Genomic DNA, 13759 nt, shown 5'->3' with positions numbered 1-13759 from the left:
TCTCCCCCCCCCCCCCCCTCTCCTTTGTTTTTTTATTTTTTGGGGGGGGGGGGCCCCCCCCCCCCCACCCCCCCCACCCCACAGGCCGGCGCGGGTGCTCAGAAGATGGAGTATCCGCCATCGATCACGATCTCGTCGCCGGTCTGGAACCCGCCCATTCCGCCGGCCAGATACACGGCGAGCCGCGCGAAGTCGTCCGGCTCGCCCCAGCGGCGCTGCGGCATCCGCTTCATGACGTGCTGCCCCCACACCGCGTTCTCCATCTCCCGGGAGATCAGCGGTGTCTCGGTCCAGCCGACCACGAGCGAGTGCGCGTTGATCCGGTGCCGCGCCAGCTCGACGGCGCACCCCCGGATCAGGGCCGACAGGCCGGCCTTGCTCGCGGCGTAGGCCTGACCGCGGGGGGTGCCGTGCAGGGACGAGACACTCGACGTGCCCACGAGCACGCCCCCGCCGCCGCGCTCCACCATGTGCCTCGCCGCGGCGCGCAGGGTGAGGAACGCGCCCTCCAGATTCACCCGGGTGGCCGATCGGAAGTCCGCGAGACTCGTCTCGATGAACGCGATGTCGGGAGCGCGGGTGCCGGCGTTCGCGAAGCAGGAGTCGACCCGCCCGAAGTAGTCGAGCGTCTCGGCGAAGCTCGCCGTCACGGCGTCCTCGTCGCCCACGTCGCAGCGGATCGCCCGCACCCGGGTGCCGTGTTTCGCGAGCTCCTGTGCGGCGGTGTCGTTGCGCTCAGCGTTGGTGCCCCAGATGCAGACGTCGGCGCCGCACTGGGCGAGCCCGTGCGCCATGCCCAGCCCGATTCCGGAATTACCTCCGGTGATCAGCGCGACGTGTCCGGTGAGGTCGAAGAGCGAGGTCATGCATGTCCTTCGAGTGGTCTGCAGCGCGCTTCAGCGCAGCTGGGAGAAATCCGTCGGGTCGAGGAACTTCGAGGTCGCGCTGGCCGTGACCTGTTCGCCGTCGGATCGCGCGGCGATCCACTCGGGGTCCGCCCAGAAGGCCTCCCACGATTTCGCGGCGGCCTCGCGGCTGGCGTGGGACACCAGGTAGACCAGGGTCTCGGTGGGCTCGCCCGCCTCGTCGGAGGCCACCCAGAAACCGATGTTGGTCATTCCATGCTTCTCGAACAGCGCCGCGGCGTGATCGCGAAAACGAGTCAGGAGCGCGTCGAGCTTGCCGGGTACCGCCTCGTACGTGCGGAGCTCGAAAATAGAGGTAGTGGTAGTCACTAGATCAATCTATCACATCGCTGACCTGCTACGACCGGGAGAAAGCTCGTGAAATCGGTGGAAGCCGACTGTCCACCGGGGTGCGAACTTGCCCGATTGTCGGCCGCGAACGGCAGTAGTTCGTCGACAGTTGCGCGGAAAGTAGCTTCGTCGGCGTCGACCATGTGGGACGCTCGTAGATCGGTGCTCGGATTGCCGACGATCGCTGTCGAAACCCATGCCGGCCGCAAGATCGCTGGGTCGAAGGTCACACGCGACAGATTGATCTAGCGCGGTACCCTAGACACATGTCTCCCACCTCGTCAACCCTCGGAAAACAGCCCGAAACCCGAACCCGTCTGGTGGAGTCCGCGGCAGAGCTGTTCAGCCGACAGGGCTTCGGGGCGACCGGAATCAAGGCCGTCCTCGCCGCCGCCGCCGCGCCCTATGGATCGCTGTACCACTTCTTCCCCGGCGGCAAGCAGGAGCTCGGCGCGGCCGCGCTCACCTACGGTGGCGCACGCTACCGGGAGCTGCTCGAGTCGGTGTACCCGCCCGGGGCCGACGTCGTCGAGGCGACGGCGGCCTCCTTCGTTCAGACGGCCGATCTGCTCGAAGAGACCGACTACGCCTACGCCTGCCCGATCGCGACGATCGCCCTGGAGGTGGCCAACAGCGACGAGCTGATGCGGACCGCCGCCGCCAACGCCTTCGAATCCTGGCTGGAGGTGCTCGAGCAGCGCTTCACGGCGGCCGGGATGACCGTCGAGCGCGCCCGCGAGGTCGCCGTCGAGGTCTTCTGCCTGATCGAAGGAGCGGTCCTGCTGGCTCGCACCACGCGATCGACCGCACCGCTGCACACCGCCGGGCGGGCGGCGACCAACTCCGTTGCCGCCGGGCTCGCCGCCGGCCGCTACGACCGCACCGGTCGGAGCAACGTCGGGAGCTGATCACTCCGATGTCGAAGCCGGCGCGGTGACCGCGACGACCGGGCGAGCGTCCCCGGTCGGCGGTCGGCGACTCATCACCGCGCCCGGCGGCGTGCACACTGCGCGCCGCCACTGACGAATTCGATTCTGCGCGTTCGTTTCTCCCGCACCGCCGATGCGTCGACCCCGGCGCCGCCGTGCCCCGTAGTCGCCGGCCCCGTCGCCGGACACATTACTTTCGTCAGCTTCCGCCACCGCGGGGCATGGTTCTCGAGACCAGTCCGCGGAGATGCTGCCACCCCCTGGGGCGCCGACCTGCCCGAATCGACACCTCGGCCCGTGCGATATCCGCCGCGAGGTTTGCGGGTCCTGCGCCGCCAATGCTCTCGAGCGGCAGCTTTCGCCGTCTCCTCCCGTGTTCCGGCACCGCCGGGCCTCTTCACCCCTGTCGCCACGCCGTTGCGGAAGACCCGCCGGTGGGCGTCCGACGGGCAAGCACTCTGTAGTCGACCCGGCAATCGGCGGGCAAGAAGCGGCAACCGCGCGGCAGTTGGCGGGTACTGGGCCCTCGCCCCGCCGCAGAGACTCATCTCATTCGAAATCGTCCGCGAGGCGAGCGGAGAGCGCGCCAACATGCCGCGTTTCCGAGTTGCCGACCAAGGGTTGACGGAGTGGGAAAAATGCGTTTACGCTGAGTGCGTTAGATCAATCTATCTAGTCCACCGACCAGTAACGCCAGCGGCCACAACTTTGCCCGGCGTGGCGGATGTGATGCCGGTGGGCCCGAAGCCAATGGAGGCAAGCATGGGCATTAAACGCGTTGGGCACGTGGTGCTGAAAATGCGCGATCTGGAGGTGGCCAAGGCGTTTTACGGCGGGATCCTCGGTATGAAGATCTCGTCGGAGTCGCCTATCGCGATCTTTTTCCGCTTCGGCGATTACCACCACGACATCGGGGTTTTCAAGGTGAGCGAGGACGCCGAGCTGCCGAAGGAGAACCAGGTCGGCCTGCTGCATTTCGCGCTGGTGGTCGACAGTCAGGAAGCGCTGGTGCAGATGCATCAGCACCTGAAGGACCAGGGCGTCACGATCGAGGCGATGTTCGACCACGGCATGACCCGGAGTCTGTACATCTATGACCCCGACGGCAATGCCATCGAGATCTATTGCGAGGTGCCGGAATACGACTGGCGCACAAATGACGACTTTGTCGGCTACCTCAAGCCGATCGACGTCGAGGCTCTCACCTCCTAGGGCGTATCGAACGCCATTTCGAGCGAGCTCCTCTTGGTGCTTGCTTTCCATCAGCCCGGTTTTCGGACCGGGAAATCACACCGAGAGGTTGCGATGAAGCTCCTTGCACATGACGTCGATAGCCACGAGATGATCCCCAGTCACCTGCTCGAGGATATCTTGGGTCAGCCCGGCCGAATTATGGGCAAAATTTTCGAATCCGCAGACCGGCTCCGTCCGGATCCGACCGCGACCAATATGCACCAGCTCGACGTGCTGGGTGACACGAAAGAGATCGATCCCGAAGGGATCTGGAAGATCAAGGGTCCGTCGGCCCCGAGCGCGATCGATCTCGGTCGGCGATCCGAGGTCTTGGATGTGATGGGGATCGATCGTCAGCTGGTCTTCCCGACCACGGCGATCGCGGCGATGATCATCGGCGAAATGAATGATCTCGCCTACGAAATGCGCTTCGGCGGCGATCTTTCGGTGTTCGAGGGCGTGTCGAGGCCGGACTTCGCGAAGAGCTACGTGCGGTCCTACAACGAATGGGTGAAGGCCAACGCGGTCCTGGCCGACGGCCGTATCCGGGTGGTCGGGATCCTCAACACCAGCCCCGACGTGAACGAGATGATCGCCACGGCAAAGGATCTGATCGATGCCGGTGTCCGCGCGGTATATCTGCAGGCCGACGTGCCGCCCGGCGGGGTTTCGCCGGCGCACTCGGCGCTCGACCCGCTGTGGCGTCTGCTCGAGGCCAACGACATCGCCGTGACGCTCCACATCGGTACCGAATTCGCCTTCTTGGATCCCGGTTGGATGATCGCCGAGACCTTCCTGGATCTGTTCCAATCTCCAGAGATCCCGAATACCAATATCCAGCTGTTCTCGACCGTGCACATGGCCATCGACAACTACCTGTCCGCCTTGGTGCTCGGTGGTGTGTTCGAGCGGTTCCCGCGGCTGCGCTTGGGTCTTTTCGAAGTCGGTGCCCACTGGGTCGGAAACGCCGCCCGGCGAATGGATATGTATATCGACGTGTTCCCGGGAGCGGCCGCTGCCAAATTTCCGCTGAAGCCTTCGGAGTACATCGCACGGAACGTGCGGGTGTCGCCCTTCAATTTCGAGCCCGTCGACCGCTACTTCCAGGACGACCCGAACCTGGCCGACGTGTTCTGCTATTCGACCGACTATCCGCACGTCGAAGGTACGAAGGACTCGATGAAGAACATGCTCGCTAAGGTCGAGCCGCTGGGTGCGGAAATCACCACGAAGTTCTTCCGGACGAATGCCGAGTGGCTACTTCCGTGACAGTCGCTGACCAGGCCTCCGCCTCACACCCCGGTCCGCTCGGAATCTGGTCGTACCAGCTCGATGTGCAGCCGATGAGCCTCGCCCGCGAGGCGGCTGCCGAGCTCGACGAACTGGGCTTCGGCGCGCTCTGGGTGCCCGAGGCGGTGGCTCGCGAGCCGTTCGCCAACGCCGCGCTGCTGCTGTCGGCCACCGTTCGCATGACGGTGGCCACGGGCATCGCCAGCCTGCACGCCCGCAGCGCCATGACGATGAACGCGGGCTGGCGCACCTTGAGCGAGGCGTTCCCGGAGCGGTTCCTGCTGGGTGTGGGGGTGAGTCATCAGTCGATGGTCGACGGCGCTCATCAGGGCCGGTACGGCGACAAGCCGTACACCACGATGGTCGACTACCTCGACCGGATGGATGCCGGCGTCTTCTGGGGGGCGGTCTCGCCGATCGCCCCCCAGCGGGTGCTGGCGGCACTCGGGCCGCGGATGCTGCGGCTGGCCGCCGCCCGTGGCGTGGGTGCCCATACGTACTTCGTGCCGGTCGAGCACACCGCGGTCGCCCGCGCGGCGCTCGGCGGTGACGCACTGCTCGCCCCCGCGCAGACCGTCGTGTTCGAGACCGATCCGACCGTCGCGCGCGAGCTCGCCCGCCGGTTCATGAAGCGGTATCTCGCGTTGCCCAACTACACGAGCAACCTCCGGCGCCTGGGTTGGGGCGACGACGATCTGGGCGGCGGGGGCAGCGACCGGCTGGTCGACGCGATCGTCGCCTGGGGTTCCCTCGACCGGATCGCAGCCCGGGTCCAGGCCCACCTCGACGCCGGCGCCGACCACGTGTGCGTGCAGGTACTGACCCCGGACCTGCAGAGGTTGCCGGTGACCGAGTGGCGCGAGCTCGCGTCGATCATCCCCTCGCTGCGCACCCGGCCGACCCCATGACACCTGTCCACGCACCGAACAGAAGGCTTTCTATGCCGCATACCGCTGCTACCCGCTACCTCACCGCGCTCGCCGAGCACGGCATCGAGTCGTTCTTCGTCAATGCGGGGACCGATTTCGCACCCATTGTCGAGGCCTACGCCGACAACAAGGAGGCCGGCGGTCCGCCGCTGCCGACGCCCGTCCTCTGCGCCCACGAGAACCTCGCCGGCGGCATGGCCCACGGCGCCGCCCTGGTGTCGGGACGACCGCAGGCGCTGATGCTCCACGTCAACGTCGGCACCGGGAACGCCGTGTGCTCGGTCGCCAACGCCGCCCGCGATCGCATCCCGCTGCTCGTCACCGCCGGGCGCTCGCCGATCCTCGAGTTCGGCGCCACCGGGGCCCGTGACCTGCCGATCCACTGGTCCCAGGAGATGTTCGACCAGGCCAGCATGGTGCGCGAGTTCGTCAAGTGGGACTACGAGCTGCGCGATCCACGACAGGCCGATGCCGTCGTGGACCGCGCCCTGAGCCTCGCCACCGCCCACCCCCGCGGGCCCGTGTACCTGTCGCTGCCCCGCGAGGTCCTCGCCGAACCGGCGGAGGAACCGGCGGACGCCGTGCGCCCGCGCACGCCCGTCCCGACCACCGTGCAGCCCGACCCCGACGCCGTCGACGTGCTCGCCGACCGGCTCGCCACCGCCGAGTTCCCGGTCATCGTGGCGACCGCGGCCGGAGCCGAGCCCGACGCCGCCGAACTGCTCGGCGATCTGTGCGCCCGGTTCGGGATCGGCGTGGCGGATCCGTGGGCCCGCTATCTGAATGTCGCCTCCGACCATCCGCACCGCGTCGGGTCCGACGTGGCGGCCGTCTTCGAGCGGGCCGACGTGGTCGTGTTCGTGGAGTGCGATGTCCCGTGGATCCAGGCGCGCACGGCACCGCCGGCCGACTGCTTCGTCGCCCAGGTGGGCGTCGATCCGCTGTTCTCCGCCTACCCGATGCGGACGCACCGCTCCGACCTCACCATCAGCGCCACGCCCGCCGCGTTCCTGACCCGGTTGATCGCCGCCCTCGAGGATCGCGCCGACGGCATCGATCCGGCCCGGGCCGAACGCATCCGTGAGGTCGCCGCGGCGAGTCGTGCCGCCATCGACGAGCTCCGGCGCCAGGAGGCCGATCGCGACGCCGACGCGCCGATCACGACGGCGGCCATCTCGGCCGCCCTCGGCGACCTGCTCGACGACGACGACATCGTGTTCAACGAGTACGTGGCGTACCCCGACCTGCTGCGCCGGACGCGGCCCGGCACGTACTTCTTCCTTCCGGCGTCCGGTGGTCTGGGCTGGGGCCTGCCCGCGGCGCTCGGCGCCAAGCACGCCGCACCGCACCGCACGGTGGTCGCCACGCTCGGCGACGGCGCCTACATGTTCGCCAATCCGGCGGCGTGCCACCACGCGGCGGCCAAGCACAACCTGCCGGTGCTGACGATCGTGGCCAACAACAGCAACTGGACCGCGGTCGACATGGCGACGTACCTCGTCTATCCCGACGGCACCGCGGCCACCACGGGCGAGGACCGGTTCTCCAACCTGTCGCCCTCCCCGGACCTGGCGTCCTACTGCATCGCGTCGGGCGGCTACGGCGCGACGGTCCACCACCGCAGCGAGCTCGCGGGCGCGCTCAAGGAGGCGCTCCGCGTCGTGCGCGAAGAGGGACGTCAGGCCCTCCTCGACATCCGCTGTAAATGACCCCCTCGCCACCATTGCCGAGTTGCAGGCCCGGGCCGGTCCCGTCGCCGGGCCTGCGACTCGCCGTTCACCCGATGGAGATCTGATGCGTTACAACCACGCCGAGCTGTTCGCCGGCGTCGCCGCGGCGACACCCGAGCGCGAGTGCATCGTGTTCGGGGAACGGCGGCTCACCTACCGCGACGTGGCGGGGCGAGTCAATCGGCTGGCGAATCTTCTACTGTCGCAAGGGATCACGATCCACCGGTCGCGCGCCGACCTGCCGCTGTGGGAGTCGGGCCAGGACCATGTCGCGCTGTACCTGTACAACGGCAACGAGTACCTGGAGGGGATGCTGGGCGCCGCGACCGCGCGCGCGGCGTCATTCAATGTCAACTATCGGTACGTCGAAGCCGAGCTCACCTACCTCCTCGACGACGCCTCGGCGCGCGCGATCATCTACCACGCCCGTTTCGCGCCGACGCTCGCCGCGGTCCTCGACTCGCTGCGCGAGCGGCCGGTGCTGCTGCTCCAGGTGGCGGACGAATCCGGTAACGCATTGCTGCCCGGCGCCCTCGACTACGAGGAAGCCCTGGCGGCCTCCAGCCCCGACGCTCCTCGGACCGCGCCTGACGCCGACGACCTGTACCTGGTCTACACGGGCGGCACGACCGGGATGCCGAAGGGCACGATGTGGGCCCAGGCGGACATCCTCGAAAGCGCCCTGGCCGCATTCCTTCCGGCGGGCCTGTTCGACGTGACGACGCTCGCCGAGGGCGTCGAACTGGTCCTCGCCGCTGACCCGCGAGTCGTCCTGCCGCTGCCGCCGCTCATGCATGCTGCAGCCCAGTGGCTCGCCCTGGCCGGTGTGTTGACCGGCGGCAAAGTCGTCTTCCCCGGCGTCGTGGACCGGCTCGACCCCGCATCGGTGTGGGAGGTGATCGACGGTGAGGGCGTGCAGCTCATGAACCTGGTCGGGAACGCGTTCGCGACCCCGCTGTGCGACGAGTTCGAGCGCGGCGGCCACCACGGGCGTTCCCTGCAGCTGGTCGGTGTCGGCGGCGCGGTCACCAGCGCATCGGTGAAGGACCGCATCCTGCGGCTGCTGCCGCACGTCGCGATCGCGGACGTCGCGGGCTCCTCGGAGACCGGCTCTCAGCTGTCGAACCTGAGCACGAGCGCGGCGCCGGCGACCTCGGGTGTCTTCACGCCGGCGCCCGGCACCTGCGTGGTGGACGAGGATCGTCGCCGGATCCTCGAGCCGGGCGATCCGGCGACCGGATGGCTGGCCCGGCACGGCGCCATCCCGTTCGGGTACCTCGGTGACCGCGACAAGACCGAGCGCACGTTCCCCACCGTCGCGGGCCGCCGCGTGGCGCTGCCCGGGGATCGGGCGCGGCACCGGGCCGACGGCAGCATCGAGCTGCTCGGCCGCGACTCGGTGACGATCAACTCCGGCGGCGAGAAGATCTTCGCCGAGGAGGTCGAGGACGCGCTGATCGCCCATCCCGCCATCCGCGACGTCATCGTCGTGGGCCGGCCGAGCGAGCGCTGGGGCAACGAGACCGTCGCGGTCGTGCAGCTGCTGCCCGGACACGACCCGACCGACAAGGAACTCCTGGCCGACGCCGAGCAGCGACTCGCCCGGTACAAGCTGCCGAAGGCCATCATCCGCGTGGACGCGGTGGTCCGCGGCCCGGCGGGGAAGGCCGACTATCGCTGGGCCAGCGACATCGCCGCACAAGATTCACCTGCACACAAGGAAACAAGCAAATGACCATGACCACCGAACCGATCGTCGACGTCGCGCCCCAGGAACTGCAGCGTCTCCTCGATGCCCAGCGGGCCGCCCAGGCCCTGGACCCGATCCCCGACGCCGCGACCCGCCGCGACCGCATCGACCGCTTCGTCGCCGCCGTCCTCGAGCACAGCGCAGAACTCGCTGAAGCGCTGAACGCCGACTTCGGCAGTCGTCCCGTGACCACCTCGATGGAGGTCGACATCCTCGGCGGCCTGGAGGGGATCGCCAACACCCGGGCACACCTCGAGGAGTGGATGGCCCCGACCGAGGTGCCCGCGGCGATGGGCGGGGTCATCCCGGCCACCGTGCAGAATCGCCCCAAGGGCGTGGTCGGCGTCATCGGCCCGTGGAACTTCCCGATCGTGCTCGTCTTCGTGCCGGCCGTGGAAGCGCTCGCCGCCGGCAATCGGGTGATGATCAAGTTCTCCGACATGGCCCCGCGGACCGGGGCGGTGTTCGCTCGTGCGGTGGCCTCGCGGATGAGCCCCGAGGAGGTCGTGGTCGTCAACGGTGGATTGGCAACCGCCACCGCATTTTCCGATCTGCGATTCGACCACATCTTCTTCACCGGTTCCCCGAAGGTCGGCCGCCTCGTCGCCGTCGCCGCGGGCCGGAACCTGGTGCCGGTGACGCTCGAGCTGGGCGGCAAGAACCCCGCGATCGTCGCCCCCGACGCCGATGTCGCCGAGGCCGCGACGCGCGTGGCCGCCGCTCGCCTGTTCAACAACGGCCAGGTGTGCCTGTCGCCGGACTACGCCTTCGTCCCCGCATCGAAGAAGGACGCCTTCGTCGAGGCGTACCGGAAGGCGGTGCTGACGTACTTCCCGACCTTCCTCGACAACCCTGACGTGGTGTCGATGGTCAACGACGCGAACTACGCGCGGGTCACCGGACTGGTCGCGGATGCCAAGTCCAAGGGTGCGGTGGAGGTCGTGATCGTGCCGGAGGCGGAGAAGGACCGGCTGCCGGCCGCGGCTTCTCGCCGCCTGCCGCCGACGCTGCTGCTCGACACCCCGGCCGACGCCGAGATCAACACCGAGGAGATCTTCGGCCCGGTGCTGGTGTTGCACACCTACTCCGATGTCGACGAGGCCATCGCCTTCGTCGCGGCCGGCGAACATCCGCTGTCGGCCTATTGGTACGGCGGCGACACCGGCGATTTCCAGCGGTTCTTGCTGAACACCACGTCGGGCGGGGTCTCGCGCAACGACTTCGGCCTGGCGTACAGCAACCACGCCATGCCGTTCGGCGGTGTCGGGATGAGTGGTTCGGGCGCCTATCACGGCAAGGCCGGGTTCGACACGTTCTCCCACCAGCGTCCGATCGCCCACCACGACCTGCCGACCGGGTTGGCCGGGGCGCTCGTTCCGCCGCTGACACCCGAGCGGATCGCCGGTGTTGCCGCCGTTGCCGCCGCCGCGACAGCCGACACCGTCGCCCGGCTGGGCCGACCCGACGAGCGAGGCCGGCTGTGAGCGAGTTCGAGACGATCCGCTACGAGCGCCCGGCCGAGAAGGTCGCCCGGATCGTGCTCGACCGCGCCGACGCCAGGAACGCGCAGAGCATGCAGCTGCTGTACGAGCTCAACGACGCGTTCGACCTTGCCGCGCAAGATGATTCGATCAGCGTGATCATCCTCGCCGCGAACGGTCCGCACTTCTCGGCCGGACACGATCTACGCGACGGTGCGGGCCCGCAGGTGGTGGCCGATCACCGGCGGATCGGCACCTGGTGCGGCTTCGGTTGCGCCGGCGCCGAATCGCGGATGGCGATCGAGAAGGAGATGTACATCGGGCTGTCGGAGCGGTGGCGCAATCTGCCGAAGCCGACCATCGCCGCCGTGCAAGGCAAGGTCATCTCCGGTGGCCTCATGCTGGTGTGGCCCTGCGACCTGATCGTCGCCGCCGAGGACGCGCTGTTCCAGGACAACACCGTGTCGATGGGCGTGTCCGGCGCCGAGTTCTTCAACCACCCGTTCGAGGTCGGCGTCCGGAAGGCGAAGGAGATGCTGTTCACCTCCGACTTCCTGACGGCCGCCGAGGTCCATCGGCTGGGCATGGTGAATCACGTCGTGCCCCTCGACGAGCTGCAGTCGTTCACGCTGCGGCTGGCGTCGCGCATCGCCGAGAAGCCGCTGTTCGCGCTCAAACTGGCGAAGGAGTCCGTCAACGTCGCCCAGGACAACCAGGGTCGCGTCAACGCGATGCAGACGTCCTTCGCGTACCACCAGTTGTGCCACAGCCACAATCAGCAGGTCCACGGGTTGCCGATCGATCCGGATTTCATGCGGCAGACGTTCGGGACGAAGGCCGGGGTGGGGTCGTGAACTGTCCCGCCGAGCGCTGAAGAGGCCACGATGACCAGCGTTGTGCTCATCGATGCGGGCCGGTCGGCAATCATCCCGGATGATCCCGACCTGCCCGAAACGCCCACCGGGCTGGCCGAGGACGTGATTCGTGCGCTGCTGCGCCGGACCTGCCTCGACCAGTCGGAACTCACCGAGCTGTTCCTGGCCGACCCCCGCTGCCTGTCGACGGGACGCTCGGCCGGCCGGCCCGGCTGGGTCTTCGACCGGCCACCGCTCGACCTGACGACCACGGTCGGCACGAACAGTGCGTTGAGCCTGGCGCAGGCGGTCAGAACGATCGAGCAGAACCCGGAGATGATCGCGGTCGTCGCGGCGACCGACTTCGGACTGGGCTCCGGCCACCGCCATACCGGTGCCGAGATCTACCTGAGGCAGCACACGGCACGGGTGGTCGCCGCCTGGTGGGATGTCGCCTCCGACGAGATGGCGGGCTGGGCCCGTTCGTCGTACACCCGATCCGCCGAGTGCTCGGCAGCCGGGGACTTCGCGGCCGAGATCGTCTCCAGCACACCGGGATATCTCGCCGACTGCTTCCACAAGCCGGTCGCGGGCGACGCGTTCACCGGCTGGGCAGGTGCGGGCACGGTGCCGGAGCACGATTTCATCGACGACGGGCTGGTCGTCACAGCCCACCCGGCCCGCGGCGCGAGCGCGATCATCCTGGCCGGCGAGCAGAACGCGATCAGGCTGGGTCTGCGATACCGCGCCCGCCTGCAGGCGACGCGTGCGATCCGCGCATCCAGCGAGTTCGGTATCGCCCCGCTCAGTCCGCACGCTGTCGACGAGCTCCTCGCCCCCTGTGGCCTCGACTTCGGCGGTCTCGACCAGCTCGAGGTCCCGGAGCAGTACGCCGTGACGCCGGTGGCGTGGATGAAGGAGACCGGAATCAGCGAGTTCCTGGTGAACCCGCGCGGCGGGGACCTCGCATTCGGTCACCTTCCCCGTTCCGGCCGGCTGAGGTCGCTGGTCACGATGTTGAACTCGCTGGAAGACACCGGTGGCCGGGCCGGTGCGCTGGTCGCCTCCGACGCCCACCGAACCACCGCTTTCGTCCTCACCGTCCCCGACCACCATTCGTAAGGAGAGAAGTAATGAAGGCCGCTCTGTTCTACGGCAAGGAAGACCTCCGCGTCGAGGAGGTGCCGGACTCCCGCCCCGGTCCCGGCCAGGTGAAGCTGCGCAACGCCTTCGCGGGCATTTGCGGCTCCGACCTCCACTTCTACTTCTTCCCAGAGGCCTTGCCGATGGACCTCGACCACCCACATCCCCTGACCGGCGCCACACTGCCGCAGATCCTGGGCCATGAGTTCGCCGGCACCGTGGTCGACATCGGCGAGGGCGTGACGGACGTGAAGATCGGCGACCGTGCCGCGGTGTACCCGCTGCTGGTCTCCTGTGGTGAGTGCGCCGCGTGCCGCCGGGGCCTGCGCTTCTCCTGCCGGATGATGGGCTCGCTCGGCGCGGGCGCGCACGGCGGCGGCCTGTCCGAGTTCACGACGGTCGACGTATCGGCGCTGCACCTGCTGCCCGAGAATGTGGACCTGCGGATGGGTGCGCTGGTCGAGCCGATGGCGGTCGGCTGGCATGCCGTCGCGCGCAGCGGAGTGGAGGCCGGCGGTACGGCGCTCATTGCGGGAGCGGGGCCGATCGGCATCGGCGCGTGGTTCGCGTTCAAGGCGCGCGGAGTGGAGAAGGTGCTCGTTTCCGAGCCGAGCGCGGACCGTCGCGCGATCATCGCCGCACTGGGTGCGACCGTCGTCGATCCGGTGCACGAGGACCTCGCCGCCGCGGTTGCCGCGTTGACCGATGGCGGCGGTGTGGACGCCGCCGTGGACGCGGCCGGAGCCGGTCCCGCGATCACCTCGGCCCTGGCGAGCCTCGTCCCCGGTGGGCGCGTGGTGGTCGTCGCGCTCCACGAGCATCCGATGGAACTCCAGCCCACGCAGCTCATGATGGCCGAGACCGAGATCGTGGGAGCGGTCGGCTATTTGCCGGAGGAGTTCGACGCCGTCATCGCCGCAATGGCGAACGGCATCTACGACACCACCGGATGGGTGCGGGAGATCCCGTTGACGGGCGTCGTCGACGCCATCCACGCGCTGCGTAGCGGTACCGACGCGAAGATCCTCATCCAGCTGAATTGACCGTGCCCGAGCGTTGATACGGGCTTATTCGATAACTTGAAATGGTTTTATGAAAGGTGTTCGCCCAGGGCAATCGCCTATATTTTCTGTGCGCTAATGTTGTGCAGAGGAAATCAAATTA

General features: G+C 68.2%; 12 protein-coding genes. 10 read left to right on the top strand and 2 right to left on the bottom strand.

The annotated features are described in order from the left end of the window. Positions 1-98 precede the first annotated feature (98 nt). Entirely contained in the window at positions 99-866 is a 768-nt protein-coding gene (locus ACWEKS_RS43555) for an SDR family NAD(P)-dependent oxidoreductase (RefSeq protein ID WP_452345577.1), read from the bottom strand. Between the two features lie 30 nt (positions 867-896). Further along, positions 897-1235, bottom strand: a complete 339-nt coding sequence (locus ACWEKS_RS43550; RefSeq protein ID WP_452345576.1) for an NIPSNAP family protein — start codon at positions 1233-1235, stop codon at positions 897-899. A 287-nt stretch (positions 1236-1522) separates the two neighbouring features. Between ACWEKS_RS43550 and ACWEKS_RS43545 the strand changes: the two genes are divergently transcribed. The 10 genes from ACWEKS_RS43545 to ACWEKS_RS43500 all read left to right on the top strand — a co-directional run bounded on the left by ACWEKS_RS43545 (position 1523) and on the right by ACWEKS_RS43500 (position 13638). Then, the gene (locus ACWEKS_RS43545) at positions 1523-2164 is read left to right on the top strand and encodes a TetR/AcrR family transcriptional regulator (protein WP_452345575.1); all 642 of its coding nucleotides are present in this window, start codon (positions 1523-1525) and stop codon (positions 2162-2164) included. 738 nt (positions 2165-2902) lie between these two features. Beyond that, on the top strand, positions 2903-3397 hold the full coding sequence (locus tag ACWEKS_RS43540; RefSeq protein WP_452345574.1) for a VOC family protein: 495 nt from the start codon (positions 2903-2905) through the stop codon (positions 3395-3397). A gap of 36 nt (positions 3398-3433) precedes the next feature. Next, entirely contained in the window at positions 3434-4687 is a 1254-nt protein-coding gene (locus ACWEKS_RS43535) for an amidohydrolase family protein (protein ID WP_452345580.1), read from the top strand. Beyond that, positions 4684-5616, top strand: coding sequence for a TIGR03620 family F420-dependent LLM class oxidoreductase (locus ACWEKS_RS43530; RefSeq protein WP_452345573.1), 933 nt, complete (start codon positions 4684-4686; stop codon positions 5614-5616). Before ACWEKS_RS43535 ends, ACWEKS_RS43530 begins: the two co-directional genes overlap by 4 nt. A 32-nt stretch (positions 5617-5648) precedes the next feature. Then, positions 5649-7346 carry a thiamine pyrophosphate-requiring protein gene (locus tag ACWEKS_RS43525; RefSeq protein ID WP_452345572.1) on the top strand — a complete coding sequence of 566 codons (1698 nt, stop codon included), beginning with the start codon at positions 5649-5651 and terminating at the stop codon, positions 7344-7346. Positions 7347-7431: 85 nt separating this feature from the next. Next, positions 7432-9102 (top strand): acyl-CoA synthetase, encoded by a 1671-nt coding sequence (locus tag ACWEKS_RS43520; RefSeq protein ID WP_452345571.1) that lies wholly within the window; start codon positions 7432-7434, stop codon positions 9100-9102. Beyond that, positions 9099-10601, top strand: coding sequence for an aldehyde dehydrogenase family protein (locus ACWEKS_RS43515; protein WP_452345570.1), 1503 nt, complete (start codon positions 9099-9101; stop codon positions 10599-10601). Before ACWEKS_RS43520 ends, ACWEKS_RS43515 begins: the two co-directional genes overlap by 4 nt. Next, the gene (locus tag ACWEKS_RS43510; RefSeq protein ID WP_452345569.1) at positions 10598-11452 is read left to right on the top strand and encodes an enoyl-CoA hydratase; all 855 of its coding nucleotides are present in this window, start codon (positions 10598-10600) and stop codon (positions 11450-11452) included. The genes ACWEKS_RS43515 and ACWEKS_RS43510 overlap by 4 nt, the downstream gene beginning before the upstream one ends. A gap of 30 nt (positions 11453-11482) precedes the next feature. Continuing rightward, positions 11483-12574 carry a hypothetical protein gene (locus tag ACWEKS_RS43505; protein WP_452345568.1) on the top strand — a complete coding sequence of 364 codons (1092 nt, stop codon included), beginning with the start codon at positions 11483-11485 and terminating at the stop codon, positions 12572-12574. Between the two features lie 11 nt (positions 12575-12585). Continuing rightward, the gene (locus tag ACWEKS_RS43500) at positions 12586-13638 is read left to right on the top strand and encodes a zinc-binding dehydrogenase (protein WP_452345567.1); all 1053 of its coding nucleotides are present in this window, start codon (positions 12586-12588) and stop codon (positions 13636-13638) included. Positions 13639-13759 lie beyond the last annotated feature (121 nt).

This window comes from Nocardia sp. NPDC004711 (assembly GCF_053601595.1).
Note: the sequence above shows the minus strand (reverse complement) of the source record. Positions and strands in the feature narration are given on the sequence as shown.

What these genes read in the sequence shown, in the direction of transcription:
- ACWEKS_RS43555 (WP_452345577.1), bottom strand. Translation starts at nt 866, where the DNA reads ATGACCTCGCTCTTCGACCTCACCGGACACGTCGCGCTGATCACCGGA.
- ACWEKS_RS43545 (WP_452345575.1), top strand. Translation starts at nt 1,523, where the DNA reads ATGTCTCCCACCTCGTCAACCCTCGGAAAACAGCCCGAAACCCGAACC.
- ACWEKS_RS43525 (WP_452345572.1), top strand. Translation starts at nt 5,649, where the DNA reads ATGCCGCATACCGCTGCTACCCGCTACCTCACCGCGCTCGCCGAGCAC.
- ACWEKS_RS43520 (WP_452345571.1), top strand. Translation starts at nt 7,432, where the DNA reads ATGCGTTACAACCACGCCGAGCTGTTCGCCGGCGTCGCCGCGGCGACA.
- ACWEKS_RS43515 (WP_452345570.1), top strand. Translation starts at nt 9,099, where the DNA reads ATGACCATGACCACCGAACCGATCGTCGACGTCGCGCCCCAGGAACTG.
- ACWEKS_RS43505 (WP_452345568.1), top strand. Translation starts at nt 11,483, where the DNA reads ATGACCAGCGTTGTGCTCATCGATGCGGGCCGGTCGGCAATCATCCCG.
- ACWEKS_RS43500 (WP_452345567.1), top strand. Translation starts at nt 12,586, where the DNA reads ATGAAGGCCGCTCTGTTCTACGGCAAGGAAGACCTCCGCGTCGAGGAG.